The sequence below is a fragment of the Microbulbifer yueqingensis genome (genome assembly GCF_900100355.1).
In the GTDB taxonomy this organism is placed as follows: Bacteria; Pseudomonadota; Gammaproteobacteria; order Pseudomonadales; family Cellvibrionaceae; genus Microbulbifer; species Microbulbifer yueqingensis.
Genome location: NZ_FNFH01000002.1, coordinates 554,721 through 571,705 on the forward strand (window position 1 = coordinate 554,721; position 16,985 = coordinate 571,705).

16 protein-coding genes are annotated in these 16,985 nt (G+C 63.6%); 7 read left to right on the top strand and 9 right to left on the bottom strand.

The window, feature by feature from the left end; genetic code table 11:
* Positions 1-191 precede the first annotated feature (191 nt).
* Positions 192-683: an outer membrane beta-barrel protein gene (locus BLT26_RS06230; protein ID WP_091510309.1), complete on the bottom strand. Its 492-nt coding sequence runs from the start codon at positions 681-683 to the stop codon at positions 192-194.
* Between the two features lie 452 nt (positions 684-1,135).
* On the opposite strand from BLT26_RS06230, the gene BLT26_RS06235 reads away from it, so the two are divergent.
* On the top strand, positions 1,136-1,708 hold the full coding sequence (locus BLT26_RS06235) for a hemerythrin domain-containing protein (protein ID WP_091510312.1): 573 nt from the start codon (positions 1,136-1,138) through the stop codon (positions 1,706-1,708).
* A gap of 52 nt (positions 1,709-1,760) precedes the next feature.
* Here BLT26_RS06235 and fnr read toward each other — a convergent pair whose 3' ends face one another.
* From fnr to BLT26_RS06250, 3 genes are all read right to left on the bottom strand, one after another.
* The gene (fnr, locus tag BLT26_RS06240) at positions 1,761-2,516 is read right to left on the bottom strand and encodes a fumarate/nitrate reduction transcriptional regulator Fnr (protein ID WP_091511081.1); all 756 of its coding nucleotides are present in this window, start codon (positions 2,514-2,516) and stop codon (positions 1,761-1,763) included.
* A gap of 97 nt (positions 2,517-2,613) precedes the next feature.
* Entirely contained in the window at positions 2,614-3,999 is a 1,386-nt protein-coding gene (hemN, locus tag BLT26_RS06245) for an oxygen-independent coproporphyrinogen III oxidase (RefSeq protein WP_091510315.1), read from the bottom strand.
* Positions 4,000-4,081: 82 nt separating this feature from the next.
* On the bottom strand, positions 4,082-4,765 hold the full coding sequence (locus BLT26_RS06250) for an OmpW/AlkL family protein (RefSeq protein ID WP_217631378.1): 684 nt from the start codon (positions 4,763-4,765) through the stop codon (positions 4,082-4,084).
* A 350-nt stretch (positions 4,766-5,115) separates the two neighbouring features.
* Here BLT26_RS06250 and BLT26_RS06255 point away from each other — a divergent pair, with 350 nt between their 5' ends.
* Complete coding sequence (locus tag BLT26_RS06255) at positions 5,116-5,688, top strand: hemerythrin domain-containing protein (RefSeq protein ID WP_091511085.1); 573 nt, start codon at positions 5,116-5,118, stop codon at positions 5,686-5,688.
* 50 nt (positions 5,689-5,738) lie between these two features.
* Positions 5,739-6,161, top strand: coding sequence for a SpoIIAA family protein (locus BLT26_RS06260; RefSeq protein WP_091511089.1), 423 nt, complete (start codon positions 5,739-5,741; stop codon positions 6,159-6,161).
* Positions 6,162-6,179: 18 nt separating this feature from the next.
* Here the strand turns inward: BLT26_RS06260 and mmsB are convergent, their stop codons facing one another.
* Positions 6,180-7,079 (bottom strand): 3-hydroxyisobutyrate dehydrogenase, encoded by a 900-nt coding sequence (mmsB, locus tag BLT26_RS06265; protein WP_091510324.1) that lies wholly within the window; start codon positions 7,077-7,079, stop codon positions 6,180-6,182.
* A gap of 88 nt (positions 7,080-7,167) precedes the next feature.
* Positions 7,168-8,295: an enoyl-CoA hydratase/isomerase family protein gene (locus BLT26_RS06270; RefSeq protein ID WP_091510327.1), complete on the bottom strand. Its 1,128-nt coding sequence runs from the start codon at positions 8,293-8,295 to the stop codon at positions 7,168-7,170.
* A gap of 202 nt (positions 8,296-8,497) precedes the next feature.
* On the opposite strand from BLT26_RS06270, the gene ettA reads away from it, so the two are divergent.
* The gene (gene ettA, locus BLT26_RS06275) at positions 8,498-10,162 is read left to right on the top strand and encodes an energy-dependent translational throttle protein EttA (protein ID WP_091510331.1); all 1,665 of its coding nucleotides are present in this window, start codon (positions 8,498-8,500) and stop codon (positions 10,160-10,162) included.
* A gap of 72 nt (positions 10,163-10,234) precedes the next feature.
* On the opposite strand, the gene BLT26_RS06280 is transcribed toward ettA, so the two are convergent.
* The gene (locus BLT26_RS06280) at positions 10,235-11,455 is read right to left on the bottom strand and encodes a methyltransferase (RefSeq protein WP_091510334.1); all 1,221 of its coding nucleotides are present in this window, start codon (positions 11,453-11,455) and stop codon (positions 10,235-10,237) included.
* Positions 11,456-11,536: 81 nt separating this feature from the next.
* Positions 11,537-13,204, bottom strand: a complete 1,668-nt coding sequence (locus BLT26_RS06285) for a diguanylate cyclase (protein WP_245720613.1) — start codon at positions 13,202-13,204, stop codon at positions 11,537-11,539.
* A gap of 179 nt (positions 13,205-13,383) precedes the next feature.
* On the opposite strand from BLT26_RS06285, the gene BLT26_RS06290 reads away from it, so the two are divergent.
* From BLT26_RS06290 to BLT26_RS06300, 3 genes are all read left to right on the top strand, one after another.
* Positions 13,384-14,289, top strand: a complete 906-nt coding sequence (locus BLT26_RS06290) for an MOSC domain-containing protein (RefSeq protein WP_175453043.1) — start codon at positions 13,384-13,386, stop codon at positions 14,287-14,289.
* Positions 14,290-14,319: 30 nt separating this feature from the next.
* Complete coding sequence (locus BLT26_RS06295; protein WP_091510345.1) at positions 14,320-15,330, top strand: questin oxidase family protein; 1,011 nt, start codon at positions 14,320-14,322, stop codon at positions 15,328-15,330.
* Positions 15,331-15,527: 197 nt separating this feature from the next.
* Complete coding sequence (locus tag BLT26_RS06300; RefSeq protein WP_091510348.1) at positions 15,528-16,076, top strand: thioredoxin family protein; 549 nt, start codon at positions 15,528-15,530, stop codon at positions 16,074-16,076.
* 83 nt (positions 16,077-16,159) lie between these two features.
* Here BLT26_RS06300 and BLT26_RS06305 read toward each other — a convergent pair whose 3' ends face one another.
* A complete protein-coding gene (locus tag BLT26_RS06305; protein WP_091510351.1) occupies positions 16,160-16,864 on the bottom strand; it encodes a glutamine amidotransferase-related protein in 705 nt (234 codons plus the stop codon).
* Positions 16,865-16,985 lie beyond the last annotated feature (121 nt).

Consider the following 16,985-nt stretch of genomic DNA (forward strand, 5'->3'; position numbering starts at 1 on the left):
CCTGCAGGCACAGAGGCCATTGGCACAACTGTAGAAAGGCGCGCATTGTACACCAAGCAAAAGTGGTCTGCGCCCCAATTTGGGTGAGGTGCGGCGGGACAGGGAGTTCTATTGACCCAAGGGTCGGGAAGCTGGCGGGCAAAAAACCCGGGGGAGACGGCGCGGCCGTGTGGCCGCGCCGGGAAGGGGGATCAGAAGGTCAGGGTCATGGTGCCGGACCAGAAATTGACGTCCTCTTCAATCATGGTGTACTCGAACTCGACATTGGTGTTCGGGCTCAGGTTCAGGCCGATGCCGCCGCCGAGGGAGATGCCGGTATCGTCGCTGCTGTAACCACCGATGCTCACGTCCTCGTAAATCAGGCCCAGGCGGCCCTTGAAGTAGACATCGCCGAAGGAACGGTAGGTGCCGTAGCCGCCCAGGGTCTGGATGTCGACATCGACGTCGCGACCGTCAAAGACATCGGCTGCACCGCTGATCAGGGAATTAGTGTATTCACCCTCGAAGCCCCAGCCGGAAGCGAAGGTGTAGCCACCGCGCAGGCCGAAGTTGATCGGATCGTCGACAATGTCGGCGTCCACGGTCATCAGGCCAAGTGTGCCGCCCCAGTAACCGCCCTCGGCGTTCGCTGCGGAAGAACAAACCAGTGCCAAGGCCGCCAGGCCCGTCGCCAATTTACGCATAGGAAAATCCCCAGATTGTTGTGGTGATCAAATTTGCGCGGATTCTATCCGCCTTTTTCCAGTCCGACCAGTCACGGGTTCACAGTCGAAAGGCCAACCCGTCCCGGACGGCAATAGACCCGACTGTCGCCGGAATCGTTCCCTCACCCGGGAAAAATTACAATCGCCCGCTGCCTGGCGCCTGCGGCAGCATAACTATCCTGCATGCTGCTACATTTTCTGGGCTCTGCAAGTGCGCCCCGTCACATCACGGCATGCAGGGCGGCGAGTCGTTCGCACCAGGATATCCCGCAATAGCAGAAGAACCGATAAGTGCGCCTGTGCCAGCGCGAGGGCTTTAAGGGATATCACGACAGGACAACGCTAACCAATCAACCTCGATAACAAAGCCTCAACCATGAGGTTGCACGGTTAAGAAGGGTTACCCCAATTATCAAGAGACGGAGACAGCGATGGACAGCATCTATGTACAACTGTGCCGGGACCACAGCAATATCCGGCAGATGCTCGACGCGTTCGAACAGCTACTGGCAGAGATGGCCCGCGAGGAGCGCGATCCGTCAACCCTCGACCTGATCCTGGAGGCCCTGGATTACATCGCCATCTACCCCGAAAAGTGGCACCACCCGGTTGAGGAAATGGTTTTCGACCTGCTGCTTGCCAAGGGCAATCAGGGTATCGAGCCCGAACTGATTGCTCGCGCCCGGGCGGAGCACCGGCGGCTGGGCCAGGAAACCCGCAGGATGAAAGAACTCTTCTACGCCGTCGCCAACGACTGCGCCGTAGAGCGCGACTACCTGCGCGGCGCCGCAAAAGAGTATCTCGTAGCCCAGCGGGCCCACATCATGCTGGAAGAGCACTGCATCTTCCCGCTGATGGAGCGCTACCTGGGTGACGTCGACTGGGAACTGGTCCGGGACCGCCTGAGTGAGTGCGAGGACGCGGTGTTCGGCCCGGCCATGCGCGGCCAGTATGAGGCGGTGCGAAAATATGTGAGCAACCTGCCCGCTGCCGCACCGGCCTGAGCGCAGGCCGCTAACGGCTGGAGGAGACAGGTATTTAAACGCCGGTACCCGCTCAGACAGAGACGGAACGGCGGCCGATTTCGCTCTCATCGTAGCCGCAGTGGGTGCCGGCCAATTCGCTGAGCGCGATCAGGTCAAGCACTTCGACCTCGCGCCCGCTTACCCGGATCAGCCCGTCTTTCTGCAGCGCCTTGAACAGGCGGCTCACGGTTTCAGGCGTCAGCCCCAGGTAATTGGCGATATCCATGCGCGGCATTGAGAGTACGAACCGGCTGGCAGAATATCCGCGCCGGGCATAGCGGCTGGAAATATTCACCAGCAGTGCCGCCAGGCGCGCGTTGGCTGCGCGCTTGCCCAGCAGCAGCAGGATCTCGTTCTCCTGCCGCAACTCTTCCGAGAAGATACTGTAGATCTGCTGCTGCAGGGCGGGAACTTCCTGCGCCAGGCTTTCCAGCTGGCTGAAGGGCAGCACGCAGATACTGCTGTCCTCCAGGGCCTCGGCGTAACTGGGATGGGTACGGCTGCTATAGGCATCCAGCCCGAGCAGTTCCCCGGGCAGCGCGAAATGCGTCACCTGGGTATCCCCGTCGGACGCGATCACGGCGGTCTTGAAGCTGCCGGAGCGGATGGCATAGAGATTATGGAAGGAATCACCGCTGCGATAGAGCGTCTCCCCCGCCTTCACCAGCCGCTTGTTGCGCGTCACCCGCTCAAGCCGGTCGATATCTTCCACCGGCAGCCCGGCTGGCAGGCACAGGCGACGGACCGAGCATTCACTGCACCGTACTGCATGGCGACTGTCTTTCATGGGCTGCCCCCGGCTGGTCATAAAACCGGCATTGTACCGGTTCATGCACCTGCCGTCTCGGTCGATTTGCGCGCCTTCCGGCAACCGGTTGCACGACTCAGAGTACCCGGGAGTAACGCCGCTCGCCGGCAGGTTCGTGCAGGTAGGCGTCGAAGGCCGCCGCCACATTGCGTGTGAACCAGCGTCCGCGGTCGGTGATGACCAGGTCGCCGCCTTCTTCGCGCACCAGGCCGTCAGTCATCAGCGGCTGCAGGCGCTCCAGCTCGGCAGCGAACGCCTCTGCCAGCGGCGCGCCGGCACGCTCTGCCACGGCCTGGTGGTCCAGTCGCATGCGGCACATCAGCTCCATGATCAGGTACTGGCGCAGCCGGTCATCCTCCGACATGGCCCAGCCCCGGAAACCGGCGAAGCCCCGCTCACGGATGGCTTCCACATAGTCTTTCAGCCGGTGGTGGTTCTGCCAGTACCCGCCGGCACTGTAGCTGATCGCCGAGGCGCCCAGGCCAATCAACGCATCCGCAGGCATCAGGGTATAGCCCTGGAAATTGCGCCGCAGCTCGCCGGCGCGTGCTGCGCGGGCCAGTTCGTCGCCCGGCAGGGCAAAGTGGTCCATGCCCAGGAACTCGTAGCCCGCGTCCCCCAGCATTTCGACAGCTCCCACCTGCATGGCAATCTTGTCCGCCGGGGCCGGCATGGCGTCGGTATTGATCAGCCGCTGGGCCTTGAAGCGCTCCGGCAGGTGGGCGTAGTGGTAGAGCGCGATGCGGTCCGGCCCCATCGCCACCACCCGGTCAATGGTTTCCCGCAGGGTATCCACCGTCTGGTGCGGCAACCCGTGGATCAGGTCATAGGAAATAGAACGAAAGCCCCGCTCGCGGGCGGCGCAGGTAATCTGCTCCACCGCTTCCGGGGCGCAGATACGGTTGATCGCCCGCTGCACCTGAGGATTGAAGTCCTGGATGCCGAGGCTCAGGCGGTTAAAGCCCAGTTCCCGCAGGGTATCCAGGGTGTCCAGGCGGAAGGTGCGCGGATCGGCCTCGACACTGTACTCGATGGTGTCGTCGCGGCGCAGGTCGAAGATCTCGCCCAGCCCCTCCACCAGCCGGCGCAGGTCCGAGTCGGTGAGGAAGGTGGGCGTGCCGCCGCCAAGATGGAGCTGCACCACCGGGGCTGCGGCTACCCGGTCGCGGTACCAGCGCGCCTCTTCCAGCACCCGGTCCAGGTAGCTGGAGGCCAGCCCGTACTGGTTGGTGATGACCTTGTTGCACGCGCAGAAATAGCACAGGGAGTGACAGAAAGGAATGTGCACGTACAGCGACAGGCTGTCGATTTCCCGTAATGCATCCCAGGGCCGCATGCCCTCCTGCAGCGGCACGAAGCGGTCCGCGGTCGGGTAGGATGTGTAACGGGGACACGGGCCACTGTAGCGGGACAGCAGGTCAGTCGAGAGTGCAGTATCGGCGTGTTGGTGGAGAGCGGTCATCTTGGGTCATCCCGGAGCCGGGCCGTCGGGCGCCGGCTCCTCTATTGTCTGCAGTTCAGGGAAATTATCCGGATCCTGGTAATCAGAAGCGGTAGCCGAGCCCGGCCACAGTAACCAGCGGGTCCAGCTCCACGTCCGCGGCGATGGTGCCAACGCCCGGCACATGAACCTCGGCCTCGGTGTCGATATCCATCCACAGGACGCTCATGTTGAGCAGCCAGCGACGGTCCTGGCCGAAGCTGAAATCTACTCCCGCCTCTACCGCGAGCCCCACGGAGTTTTCGAGTGACAGGTCGGCTTCACCCGTGGCGCCGAGCGCGGCAAAGAGTTCGTTTGCAGCACCGTCCACCTGCTCGTCGAAGAACGCCGTGTAATTCACCCCCAGGCCGAGGTAGGGCTGCAGGGGGGATCCGCCCAGGCGCGGGTACCACTGCAGCAGCAGTGTCGGCGGCAGGTGACTGGTATCGCCCAGGGCCAGCGGCTGGCCCAGCCCCTGCACCTCGATGTCATGGCTGAAAGGCGAGGCGGCCACCAGCTCCACGCCCCACTGCCCGGTCAACATATAGGTGCCGGTGAGTCCCAGGGCGGTACCGTCTTCCACATCGACAGCCGTACCCGCGAGTTCCGAGCCATCCAGGAACAGTGCGCTGGAGCCGGTGTCCGGGCTGACCGTCGCCGCGCCACTGCGCAGGATCAGCTCGCCGGGCTGGTAGGCGGTTGCGGACATTGAAACGAGTAGGCCGGCCAGGGCGGCAATTGATTTCATAGGGTTCTCCATAACTGAATCGTGGTGCCCGCCCGCACGGGGAGACATGTTGGTATTTTTGAAAGTCTCCCCGGCGAACGGACAGGCGCAGATTAAGCGCGCCCCGGCGAGGTGCGATTGATGTAAATCAACTGGCCGGGAAACAGCCCTCTCACCGAAGCCGGTGCCCCCTGCGCCCGGTGCCCCCTGCGCCCGGTGCCCCCTGCGCCCGGTGACCTCTGTACCCGGGGACGTATTGCGCGCGCTGATGCCGGCGCCGAAGCGCGAGCCACTTGATGCAGGTCAAGGGCCCGGCCAACCCGGGCACCAATACTGGGTCCATCGACTCGACTCCGGGGATGGAGACCGCCATGCATGACCTCTACAGACAGCTCTGCCGCGACCACCGCAATATGCAGCAGCTCCTCGACGCCTTCGAGGCGTTGCTGGAAGATTTCGGCCGGCGCGAACGGGATCCGGCAACACTCGGGCTTATCCTCGATGCACTCGACTACATCAGCGTCTACCCGGACCGCTGGCACCACCCGCTGGAAGACCTGGCAATGGAGCGTTTGCGGACCAAGCCGGCCGCCAACCTGGTACCGGTAGACCGAACCATGGCGGAACACAAGGCACTGGTCTCCGCCACGCGCCGCATGAACACCCTCTTCTACGCCATTGCCAATGACGCGGCAGTAGAGCGCAGCCAGCTGTTCGGGCCCGTGCGCGAGTACCTGCAGTTGCAGCGCCAGCATATGGAGCGGGAGAACCGCGAGATCTTTCCCCAGCTGGAGCGCTTGTTGACGGCGGCGGACTGGGCGGATATCGAGCGGCAGCTGCAGGTCCAGCGCGATCCCCTGTTCAACCCGGACCTGAGGAGAATGTACGACTCACTGCACGACTATATCGCCAACTTCCAGCAGCCCGCGTGCGCCACTGCCTGACGGCACCGGGCATCGGGAGCGGTAATCGCAAGAACGACAAGGAGAGCAAGATGACCAAAGTGAAGCGCCATGGCCTGTCCATTGGAATCGAACGCGTCGGTTCTGAATTTTTCCTGTACCTGCAGGTGACGGGCAAGCTTACCCACGATGATTATGAAATCATCACGCCCCTGCTCGAGAGTGCCCTCGGTGCCGTCGCCCACCCCCGGGTCAAGGCACTGGTGGACATTACCGACCTCGAGGGATGGGAACTGCGGGCGGCCTGGGATGACCTCAAACTGGGGCTGCGCCACGGCAAGCAATTCTCCCGCGTGGCCGTGCTCGGGGATGAAAAGTGGCAGGCACTGGCGACGCGGGTGGGCAACTGGTTCACCGCGGCCGAACTACAGTACTTCGAGTCCCGCGGGGAGGCGCTGGAGTGGCTCGCAGAAAGCGAGGAGACTTCTGCGGTAGAGGACCGGGCCGGCGCCTGAGCCCGGCCCTGAAGGAGGTTAATCGCCGGCGGGGCGGCGGAACAGGTTCTGGATGCTGGAGAAATCCAGTACCCGGTGCTCCGGGTCCGCGCCATACAGCTGGTACAGGTTCCTGGCCAGGGCACCGAGTGGCGTGGACGAGGCGCTGCCCGCGGCGGTGTCCATCGCCAGCCCCAGGTCCTTCAGCATCAGCTGCACGGAAAACCCGCCCTCGTATTCGCGCGAGGCCGGCCCCCCCTCCATTACGCCCGGATAGGGATTGTACTTCTCCAGCGACCAGTTGCCGCCTGAACTGGCGCGCATGATCTCGGACAACACCTTCGGGTCCAGCCCGTTATCCACCCCCATCTGCAGGGCCTCGGCGGTGCCGATCATGTGGATCGCCAGCAGCATGTTGTTGCAGATTTTCGCCACCTGGCCGGAACCGGCCGGCCCGGCGTGGAAGACATTGGCGCCCATCGCCTCCAGTAGCGGTCGTGCCGCTTCCACCGCCGCCTTCTCGCCGCCACACATGAATGACAGCGTGCCCGCCCCGGCCGCGGCGGTGCCGCCGGAGACGGGCGCGTCGATGGCCTGAAGCCCGCGCTCATTGGCGGCAGCCACCAGCTGGCGCGCATCATTCGCTGCGATGGTGGAACAGTCCACCACCAGCGTGCCGTCGTCCACTGCCTGCAGCAGCCCGCGGGCGCCCAGGTACACGCCCTTGACCACGTCACCGGTGGTGAGCATGGAAACCACCGCATCGACTCCGGCAACAGCCTCCTGCGCACTGGCCGCACGCCGGCAGCCCTGCGCTTCCGCCTGCGCCAGGGCCTCTTCCGACAGATCGAACGCGGTCACAGTAAATCCCGCCCTGACCAGGTTCGCGGCCATGGGTCCGCCCATGTGGCCGAGACCGATAAACGCTACTTTCTGCATCTCCAGTTTCCCTTTTGTTATGTTTTTTTATTCTGTTTTTCTACACACTCTTTTTGTCCCTGCGACCGTCCGTGAGCGTCGCCGGCCTTCACAGGTCCCGCAGGGGGTGCTGTGGCCAGGGGTCGCGGAAGCAGCAAAACGCCTCGCCCACGGGCACCTCTTCCAGCTGTGGCGGCTGCCAGGCCGGGTTGCGATCCTTGTCCACCAGCAGCGCGCGCACGCCCTCCCGGAAGTGGCCGCTGTTGCAGAGATTGACCGCCAGCGCCAGTTCCATCCGGAACACGTCCGCCAGCGACAGGTGGCGGGCGCGGTGCAACTGCTCCCACACGATCCACGGCGTCATCGGCGAGCCGGCGGCCAGTGTCCTCGCCGCTTTCTGCAGCCAGGCATCATCCCCGTCATACCCGGTGATGGAGTGGTACACCTCCGGCAGGGAAGCGTAATCGGTCAGCTGCTGGATGATGTCATAGTGCTCGCGCAGGGAAGAGGAAGGCTGGTCCCCGGGGGGAAGCTGCAGCGCCTTGAGGCAGTCGCTCACCAGCTGGTGGGTGCTCTCGCCCGCACCGAAGAAATCCAGTCCGGCCACGGCCTCCAGCGCCCGCTGCCGGTCCCCGTCTGCGAGCATGCGGTCGGCCATGCCGGCAAAGAGCGCGTCGCTACCGCCGAACTGGGCCCCTGTGAGCCCCAGGAACAGTCCCAGGCGGCCGGGCATACGATTCAGGAACCAGCTGCTGCCCACATCCGGGAACAGGCCGATGGTCACTTCCGGCATGGCCATGCGGGTTGAGGGCGTCACCACACGGTGGCTGGCGCCAGCCATGATGCCGATTCCCCCACCCATGACATATCCCCCGCCCCAGACCACGATGGGCTTCTCATAGGTGTGTATGCGGTGATCCAGGCGGTATTCGCGCGCGAAGAAGTCGGTGGTGTAGGTGGTCCTGGCTTCGCCCGCCGCGGCCTCCGCATAGCTGGCGGACTCGCGGTAGAGGGCCACCACGTCGCCGCCGGCACAGAAGGCCTTGTCGCCGCTGCCGTCGATCCAGACACAGGCCACGCTGTCGTCCTGCGCCCACTGCTCCAGCTGCGCCGACAGCAGGTCGATCATCTCCAGGTTCAGGGCGTTGAGCGCCCGCGGCAGGTTGAGGGTCGCCTGTGCCAGGGCACCGTGGCGGCGAAAGGTGACCGGTGACTCGCTGTTGGCTTCTCGATCCATCTGTAAAGCTCTCGGCTGTTTCTCTGGTTGCTGACAGTTGTCTTTTTATAGTCGCCGCAGTTAAACACAGAATGGCCGGGGGGTCAGCCACAGCGCCTTCTGCCCGCCTCGTGTTGCGCGCGGTTGCACTTTTTACGCAACCTGCTAAGTTGCGCGCAATTTCTGACCGATCCTGCAACTCTTTACGGGAAGCCCTCAATCAATGGCTGAATACGTCTACACAATGAACCGGGTGGGCAAGGTAGTCCCGCCGAAACGCGAAATCCTCAAGGATATTTCCCTGTCCTTCTTCCCCGGCGCCAAGATCGGCGTGCTGGGCCTGAACGGCGCGGGTAAGTCCACCCTGCTGCGCATCATGGCCGGCGTGGACCAGGACTACAACGGCGAGGCCCGCGCGATGCCGGGCATCAAGGTGGGCTACCTGCCGCAGGAGCCGCAGCTGGATCCGGCCAAGACAGTGCGCGGCAACGTGGAGGACGGCGTGCGCGAGGCCATCGACGCCCTGGCCGGCCTGGAGCAGGTCTACGCCGACTACGCCGAGCCGGACGCCGACTTCGATGCGCTGGCCAAGAAGCAGCAGCAGTACGAGGATGTCATCCAGGCCTGGGACGCCCACAACCTGGAGCACCGCCTGGAAGTCGCCGCCGATGCCCTGCGCCTGCCGCCGTGGGACGCGGACGTGAACCTCCTGTCCGGTGGTGAGAAGCGCCGCGTGGCCCTGTGCCGCCTGCTGCTGTCGCGCCCGGACATGCTGCTGCTGGACGAACCCACCAACCACCTGGACGCCGAGAGTGTCTACTGGCTGGAGCGCTTCCTGCACGACTTCGATGGCACCGTGGTAGCCATCACCCACGACCGCTACTTCCTCGACAATGTCGCCGGCTGGATCCTGGAACTGGACCGCGGCCACGGCATCCCCTGGGAGGGCAACTACACCACCTGGCTGGAGCAGAAGGAAAAGCGCCTGGAGCAGGAACAGCGCGGCGAGCAGGCCCGCCAGAAGGCGATGCAGAAAGAACTGGAATGGGCGCGCCAGAACCCCAAGGGCCGCCAGTCCAAGAGCAAGGCCCGCCTGGCCCGCCTCGAGGAAATGCAGTCACAGGACTTCCAGGCCCGCAATGAAACCAACGAGATCTATATCCCGCCGGGTGAGCGCCTGGGCGACAACGTGATCGAGTTCGACGGAGTCAGCAAGGGCTTCGGCGACCGCCTGCTGATCGACGACCTCTCCTTCCGCGTGCCCAAGGGTGCCATCGTGGGCATCGTGGGCGGTAACGGCGCCGGTAAGTCCACCCTGTTCCGCATGATCACCGGCACCGAGAAGCCGGATTCCGGTGAGATCAAGATCGGCGAAACCGTGCAGGTGGCCTACGTCGAGCAGGGCCGGGAGAACCTGGACGACAACAAGACCGTGTGGGAAGCCATCTCCGACGGCCACGACATGCTGAAGATCGGCAACTACGAGGTGGGTTCGCGCAACTACGTGGGCCGCTTCAACTTCAAGGGCAGCGACCAGCAGAAACGGGTGGGCGAGCTGTCCGGTGGTGAACGCGGGCGACTGCACCTGGCCTACACCCTCAAGCAGGGCGCCAACGTGCTGCTGCTGGACGAACCGTCCAACGACCTGGACATCGAGACCCTGCGCGCACTGGAAGAAGCACTGCTGAACTTCCCCGGCTGCGCCCTGGTGATCTCGCACGACCGCTGGTTCCTGGACCGGGTGGCCACCCATATCCTGGCCTACGAGGGCGAGAGCGATGTGGTGTTCTTCGAGGGCAACTACACCGAGTACCACGAGGACTTCGTGGCGCGTAAGGGTGAAGACGCCACCCCGCACCGGATGCAGTACAAGAAACTCAAGACCTGATCCGCAGGTCCTGTAACGAAAAAGGCGGCCCGGGTGGCCGCCTTTTTTGTGCGGTCCCGGCGCGCCCCTGCTTCAGCGGGTCGCCCGGATCAGGATATTGCGCGGTGTGATTTCACGCGTGCAGAATTCCCCTATCTCCACCCGCGCGCCCTGCTCTTCCAGGTAGAGCGCGCGATCCAGCACCAGCCACAGTTCCAGCGGCCGCCGGAAAACGTGGGCGACCAGCTCCATGCGCCGGACGCGGTGCCGCCGCTGCGCGCCCCGCTCGAGCCACGCTGCCTCATCGATTTTCCCCGGCAGCGCCAGCTGCTTCCGCTCCGCCGCCCAGCGGGCGAAGGTCTCGAAGCCTGCATTCAGCAGGCTCTTGCGTATATTGGGTACCGGCAGGTACTCGTCCACCCCGCGCACTTCCCGCTGCAGCTCGTCGAATGCCATCCGCCAGTGCAGCTCGCAATGGCGCAGCCGGCGAACGCCGGCGCCGGCGGTGACCGTTTCCTGTAACGGCAGGTGCAGGTCGTCGCGGGAGAGCTTTACCTGCCCGTTACGGGCAGTTTCCGAGAGCGGCGCGAACTCGTCGCCGCGCAGCAGGTGGTAACAGCAGGGGGACAGGCTCAGGGAGTGCCCGCCATCGGTACTCCAGTGACGCATCAGCGTCGTGTGCAGGTCGCCGCAGGCGTGCAGCGCCACCGCGTCGTGGCCGCTCACCCGGGCTGCCGCTTCCGGCGCAAAGGCATCGCAGTGCACGAACTCCATCGGCATTCCGCTGCGCCGGGCCAACCGGGCCCCTTCGGCGCAAAGCCGCTCCTGCCATTCCAGGCTGGTGACGTTGCGACCGTCACAGGCGGCCAGTACCCGCCCCAGGTGGCCCTTGCCGGCGCACCACTCCAGTAGCGGGGCATCGCTGGTGGGAACGCGCGCGGCAAACGCCAGGATCTGCTGCCACTTGCGCCCCGGCACACCGTGGTCCAGGCGCGGCGGCGAGTGCAGCTCACGGGACTCGAGCAGGGGCAGGCGGGTAAGCTCAGACAGTTGGCGGGCGGGCAGCCAGGGGGACAGCCACTCACCCGCAGCCTCCATATCCGTCTCCAGTGACGCCAGCTCTTCATCGGTCAGCGCATCCAGGGCCCGGCAGAGTTCCGGCTGGCTGTCACGCCAATACCACTGGCGGTGGTGAAAGGGCCTGAACTGCCACCACCGGGCACTTTCAGCCAGCAACCGGTCCAGCCCCGCAAACCACTGCCGCAGGCTGCCGGGCTTAGCGCCAGGGATTTCGCGTCCGATATCAGCGGCCATTGGCAGCCCCGCCCCGATTCCTGCTCAAAGTGAGCCGGCATTTTACCGGGACTACTGGAGGTACCAAAGCCCCCTGGGGGATCAGGAGAGCCCGAGGGCCTCTGCGCCAGCAAGACTCATTTGCACCCGGTCGCGCCCCTGTTGCTTGGCCCGATAGAGGGCGCGGTCCGCGGCGTCAAACAACTGCATGGCCGAATCGAAGTTGTGGCCATCGTAAGTCGCCACCCCGATGCTGATGGTCATAGGGAGGTCAAACAGGCCCAGCTCCTTCACTTTTTGCAGCAGCCGTCCTGCCAGTACCTCCGCCTGCGCGGCGTTCGTCTGCGGCAGCAGGACCGCGAATTCCTCACCGCCATAACGGCAGGCGACCACCGGCCGGCGGGTCTGCTGCAGGATCAGTTGGCCGACCGCACGGATTGCCTCATCCCCCCGGGCGTGGCCATAACGGTCGTTGATTGCCTTGAAGTGGTCCAGGTCCATGAACAGCAGCGACAGCGGGGAACCGGAGCGATTCACCTGGCTGAACTCGCGCGGCAGGCGCTGCTCGAAGAAGCGCCGGTTACACAGTCCCGACAGTTCGTCGGTAAAGCCCCGCCGGCGTATTTCCCGCACCCTTGCTCCCAGCGCCAGTGACAGCAACACCATCTCGATCAGGGCGGCCACCTGGAAAGCGTTGTGGGTATAGGGATTGTGTGGCAGCCAGCCAAATGTTTTCAGCACATACACGATGATGCTGGCGAGGAAAGTGGCCCAGCCGACCATGAAGTAGCGCGCCGGGATTGATCCGCGCCAGAGGCTGACAGCCCCCAGGATCAGCATCAGCACACTGGCCAGCAGCGCCTGGACGGTGAGTGTGGTGACCATCAGGCGGTAGCCGACGAAAGGTGCAATCACTGTCAGGGCGATGGTCAGGTACAGCAGCAGGCCTGCCACCCGGTCCACCCGCGGTGCCAGCTGGCGGCCAGAGCAGATAGTCCGGGCAAACTGGATGCCGAAGATAATGCTCAGGCCCAGCAGCACAAGCAGGCTTTCATTGGCGAGCCAGGGGTTATCCGGCCATACGAACTGGAAAGAGACCCCGTTGAGGGCGCCAAAGTAAAGGCTGTAACTTAGGGCGTAGCCCATGTAGAAACCGTAAGCCCGGTCCCGGACCGCCAGGAACAGCAAGAGGTTGTAAATCACCAGCACCAGGAAGCCACCGTAATAGACTCCCAGCAGGAACTGCTCCAGCGTCAGGTGCGAAATCAGCGAAACCTCGCTGCTGACGGAAAGGCCGATGTTCATGGCCCCCTGGGTGGCAAAACGCATGTAGTAGGTGCGCTCGCTGGCCGGGGGGAGGGTCACAGGGAACACGAATTCGCGCAGGGCCAGCGGGCGGGAGGAAAACGGCCGGCGATCCCCCGTCGCGACATGCCGCCAGCCGCCACCTTCCCGGGGCTCCCAGAACTCCAGGAAATCGATCAGCGGGTAGTCCTGTCGGATAAGGAGCGGCAGCGCCTGGCCGGAGGGATTGCGCAGGGTGAAGGCGACCCAGTAGGTCGAGGACGTGTAGCCAAAGTTGGCGGATTTTTCGTTCCAGGGCCGGAGTCCCTCGGCGGCATGGCGCAGCTCATCGAAGGTGAGCGAGCCATCGCGGTCTTCCAGCAGGCGCAGGTGTGGTGCCAGGGACACGGACTGCTGGCCCGGAGCCACTGTCAGCGGCTCTGCCTGCCCATCCAGTGCCAGGCAGAACAGAAATATTCCCCACAATATCCCGGCGACTCGCATCGCACTTTCCCGTTATTATTTTCTTCAGCCAGCGCCGGTAGCCCGGCATGAGCACGAGGCGCCCGTGTCGCAGGCCGCATGTCACGTCAAGACTGTGATCATATTCGAATTTCCGGCCCAGACAAATTACATCTGCCTACAGCCGAATGACATTGGCACCAATGCACGGAATGACAGGCAGCCTTACCGGCTCGCAGCAGGTGGCCAGCTTTCAGGCTATCTGGCGCTACCGGGCAGACTACCGCAGGACTCCCCTTATGCAGGTTTCCGATCTCTTCCAGTTCCCGGTGAAGTCACTCCAGGGTTATCGCACCCGGACCCTGCCCCTCGACCGGTTCGGCGCCGTCGATGACCGGCGGTGGATGCTGGTGGATACCGATAACCAGTTCCTCACCCAACGCCGGCTCCGGCGCATGGCACAGCTCACCACTTCCATCACCGCCAGGGGAATTCGCATCGCGAACCGTAACGGCGATGCGATAGAGGTTGCCCGGCCATCGGATGGAGCGTCAATGCTAAGGGTAAGGGTCTGGGACGATGAGGTGGTCGCGCGCGATTCGGGCGAGCAGGCCGCCCGGTGGCTCAGCGAACAGCTGCATACGCAGGTGAGGCTGGTGGCAATTGGTGCCGAGTTCCGGCGCCCGCTGGCCGCGCCGCGCGCAGACCGGCAGGTGGGATTCGCCGATGCGGCACCACTGCTGGTCATTGGCCAGGCCTCGCTCGACGACCTGAACCGGCGGCTGGCAGAACCGGTCTCCATGTTCAATTTCCGCCCCAACCTGGTGGTGAGCGGCTGCCCGGCCTTCGCCGAGGACAACTGGCAGCGGATGATCGTCCATACCCGCGACGGGCCGGTGGAATTCGAATGCACCCACCCCTGTGCCCGCTGCGCCATCCCGGGCCTGGATCCACACTCCGGGGAGATCCGGAAAGAGCCCCTGCGCACCCTGGCCCGGTTCCGCCGCGGGACGGATGGACAAATCTATTTTGGCATGAACCTGGCGCCCCGTTTTGGCAACCCCGCGGGCCACACCATAAACTTGGGCGACAGGGTGGAAGTATTCTAAAAACTGCTGCCGGGGAGCGGGAGGGAACGGATGGCGATTACACGCTACTGTGCGGAACTGCTGGAGGCGGCCAGCCGCTACCATGCCCATTATGGCGACCGCCTCGCCAACCACCTGCCCATGGTGCTGATCGCGCTGGATGGCCTCGGCGCCACTCGCGAGCAACTCCGGCACGCCTTCGAGCGCTCGGTACCGCACCTGGATTTGCGCCCGGGTAGTCCGGTGGAGCCAGTGGAAGACGTCTCCACCTGCCGGCGGCGCGAGGAGCGCTTCCCCAGCGCGCTGCAGTACTACGAACAACAGCTGAAACAGCACGGCATGACCGACTGCCTGCGCCGCGAGCTGCCGCCCCTGCTCCCGGCCATCGCCACCGCCGCCTTCCACGGACTGATTCGGGTAGCCTACGGTATCGATGCCCGGCACCTGGAGGAAGTCGCGATGGGACTCGCCTACTGGAACCTGGAATATTACACCCTGGACGCCAGTAATGAGTTCACCGACCTTGCGGCAGCCGAGGTAATCGAGGACGTGAGCCGCCGCTTCCCGCAGGTCGAGGTGGCACCGGGAAATATCAGCGACCATATGCACGCAGTCACCGGACATGATGGCTGGAAGGAAACACCCATACAGCCCCGCCAGCTGGGACTGGAAGATATCGCCCGCGTGGCGCTTACCGCGTACCGGGGCACCGGTGACTTTACGCTGCTGCACGGTGTTACCGGCTGCCATGCCCTGCGACTGATCCTGCCTTACTGCCCCGACCGGGAAGAAGCCATGCGCTATTTCTGGCAGGGACTGGTGATTGCCTACCTGAGTACAGGCCCGAAACCGATTGTCGAAGACAAACTGCACGAAGCGGGAACGCTAGACCATATGCGGAGCTGGCGCGAGCTACGCTCGCTTGCATGTAAAAGCGACGACGATCACGTGATCAAGCTGTGTTATTCCTGCGATCAGGAATACCAGTACTATGATGCAGAGGCCTACAGGGAAACGGCTTGCTCGCTGTTCAGCCAGGTAGCACCTGCACACGGGCAATAACCAGGCCGGCCGGGCGTCCAACCTACATGCGAAAGAGACCACCTGTTGGCGGCACTCAGTCAGCGTTCTTCATTTGAAACTGGCCAGCGCCCAGGGATTTTGCTCCGGATTTCCCGACAGAAACTTCCTTTGGCCGGCTTTTAACCCTTGATACACTCGTGCTTAATCGACGAAGAGCAACGAGCCCGGAGTTTCCCATGGCCCTTACGCCATCAACTATGGTTCCCCTCGGCAGTGTCATGCCTGCATTCAGCCTGCCGGATGCCAACGGGGAAGTGGTATCAAGTGACAAATATACCGGCAAGCCACTGCTGGTGATGTTTATCTGCAACCACTGCCCGTATGTGAAGCATATCGCCGCGGCCCTGTCCGAATTCGCGGAAGAATATATTCCGGCGGGGCTGGGCATTGTTGCCATTAACAGCAACGACTTCCGCACCTACCCCGAAGACAGCCCGGCAAGGATGCGCGAGGAAATCGCCGCCCGCGGCTATCGTTTTCCCTACCTGGTCGATGAGCAACAGGAAGTGGCAAAAGCCTTCGATGCGGCCTGCACTCCGGATTTCTTCCTGTTCGACCACGAGGGCAAGCTGGCCTACCGGGGCCAGTTCGATGGTAGTCGCCCGGGAAATAATGAGCCGGTGGATGGCAGCGACCTGCGCGCGGCCGCGGATGCGGTGCTGCGGGGGGAGCAGCCCGGCGAAGACCAGGCGCCCTCGGTGGGCTGTAATATCAAGTGGAAATGAGATGTTGGCCGGGGCAGCCCGTCAATCTCGCAGGGCCGGGTAAACCGGTCCCGGCGATGGGTGCCCCGACGAAAAGTAAGTGCTCACTGCTTGCGCAGGAACTCCAGCATCCAGCGGGCCACGGTGCTTTCGTGAATATCGTTCTGCAGTGATGCCTGGCCCTTTTCCACCACTTCCCCGCCAAATACCTCCTTTCTCAGCTCCATCAGGCTATTGGAGTAAGGCTTGGTGAACTCCGGGTGTGCCTGGAAGGTGAGCATATGCTCATCGACCTGCACCATCGCCATGGGGCAAAAATCGCTCGAAGCCAGTACCTTCGCACCGGGCGGCAACTCCTCCACCTGGTCCTGGTGGCTGACCAGCAGGCGGAATGTCTCGAGGGGCTCCGACATCCAGCTGGGCGTCTCCTGCAACTCGTAGCTGTGCACGCCAACGCCCCAACCCTTGTCTGATTTGCGGGTGCGGCCGCCCAGCGCCTGCGCGATCAGCTGGTGGCCGAAGCAGATGCCAATGGTGGGCTTCTCACGCTCGTGGAGCAGGCGCACGAACTCCATCAGCGGCGTGATCCACGGCTTGTCCTCGTAGACCCCTGTCTTGCTGCCGGTGATGAGATAGGCATCCACCTCATCGATATCGTCGGGAAAATGACCGTGCTGCACTTCGTAGGTCACGAACTCAAGCGATGGATCCTGGTCCCGAAGCAACTTGGCGAACATCTCCGGGTATTCACCAAATTCCCCCACCAGCTCCTTGCGTACATCGTCTGTCTTGAGGACTCCTATCTTCATTATCTCACCGCTGGGTTGACTACTGAGACGGCGGATTATGGCATATACGGGCGCGGCTGGCGGCCCCCATTTTGGCGGCCCAGGCTACCTGGCCGGGAGCCACTGTTACTACGTCTAAACT

Bases quoted from the DNA above. Each gene is read 5' to 3' on its own strand.
- mmsB (WP_091510324.1), bottom strand. From the start codon at position 7,079: ATGCAGAAAGTAGCGTTTATCGGTCTCGGCCACATGGGCGGACCCATG.
- ettA (WP_091510331.1), top strand. From the start codon at position 8,498: ATGGCTGAATACGTCTACACAATGAACCGGGTGGGCAAGGTAGTCCCG.
- BLT26_RS06250 (WP_217631378.1), bottom strand. From the start codon at position 4,765: ATGAAATCAATTGCCGCCCTGGCCGGCCTACTCGTTTCAATGTCCGCA.
- BLT26_RS06260 (WP_091511089.1), top strand. From the start codon at position 5,739: ATGACCAAAGTGAAGCGCCATGGCCTGTCCATTGGAATCGAACGCGTC.
- BLT26_RS06300 (WP_091510348.1), top strand. From the start codon at position 15,528: ATGGCCCTTACGCCATCAACTATGGTTCCCCTCGGCAGTGTCATGCCT.
- fnr (WP_091511081.1), bottom strand. From the start codon at position 2,516: ATGAAAGACAGTCGCCATGCAGTACGGTGCAGTGAATGCTCGGTCCGT.
- BLT26_RS06255 (WP_091511085.1), top strand. From the start codon at position 5,116: ATGCATGACCTCTACAGACAGCTCTGCCGCGACCACCGCAATATGCAG.
- BLT26_RS06305 (WP_091510351.1), bottom strand. From the start codon at position 16,864: ATGAAGATAGGAGTCCTCAAGACAGACGATGTACGCAAGGAGCTGGTG.
- BLT26_RS06280 (WP_091510334.1), bottom strand. From the start codon at position 11,455: ATGGCCGCTGATATCGGACGCGAAATCCCTGGCGCTAAGCCCGGCAGC.
- BLT26_RS06230 (WP_091510309.1), bottom strand. From the start codon at position 683: ATGCGTAAATTGGCGACGGGCCTGGCGGCCTTGGCACTGGTTTGTTCT.
- BLT26_RS06270 (WP_091510327.1), bottom strand. From the start codon at position 8,295: ATGGATCGAGAAGCCAACAGCGAGTCACCGGTCACCTTTCGCCGCCAC.
- BLT26_RS06235 (WP_091510312.1), top strand. From the start codon at position 1,136: ATGGACAGCATCTATGTACAACTGTGCCGGGACCACAGCAATATCCGG.
- hemN (WP_091510315.1), bottom strand. From the start codon at position 3,999: ATGACCGCTCTCCACCAACACGCCGATACTGCACTCTCGACTGACCTG.
- BLT26_RS06290 (WP_175453043.1), top strand. From the start codon at position 13,384: ATGCACGGAATGACAGGCAGCCTTACCGGCTCGCAGCAGGTGGCCAGC.
- BLT26_RS06295 (WP_091510345.1), top strand. From the start codon at position 14,320: ATGGCGATTACACGCTACTGTGCGGAACTGCTGGAGGCGGCCAGCCGC.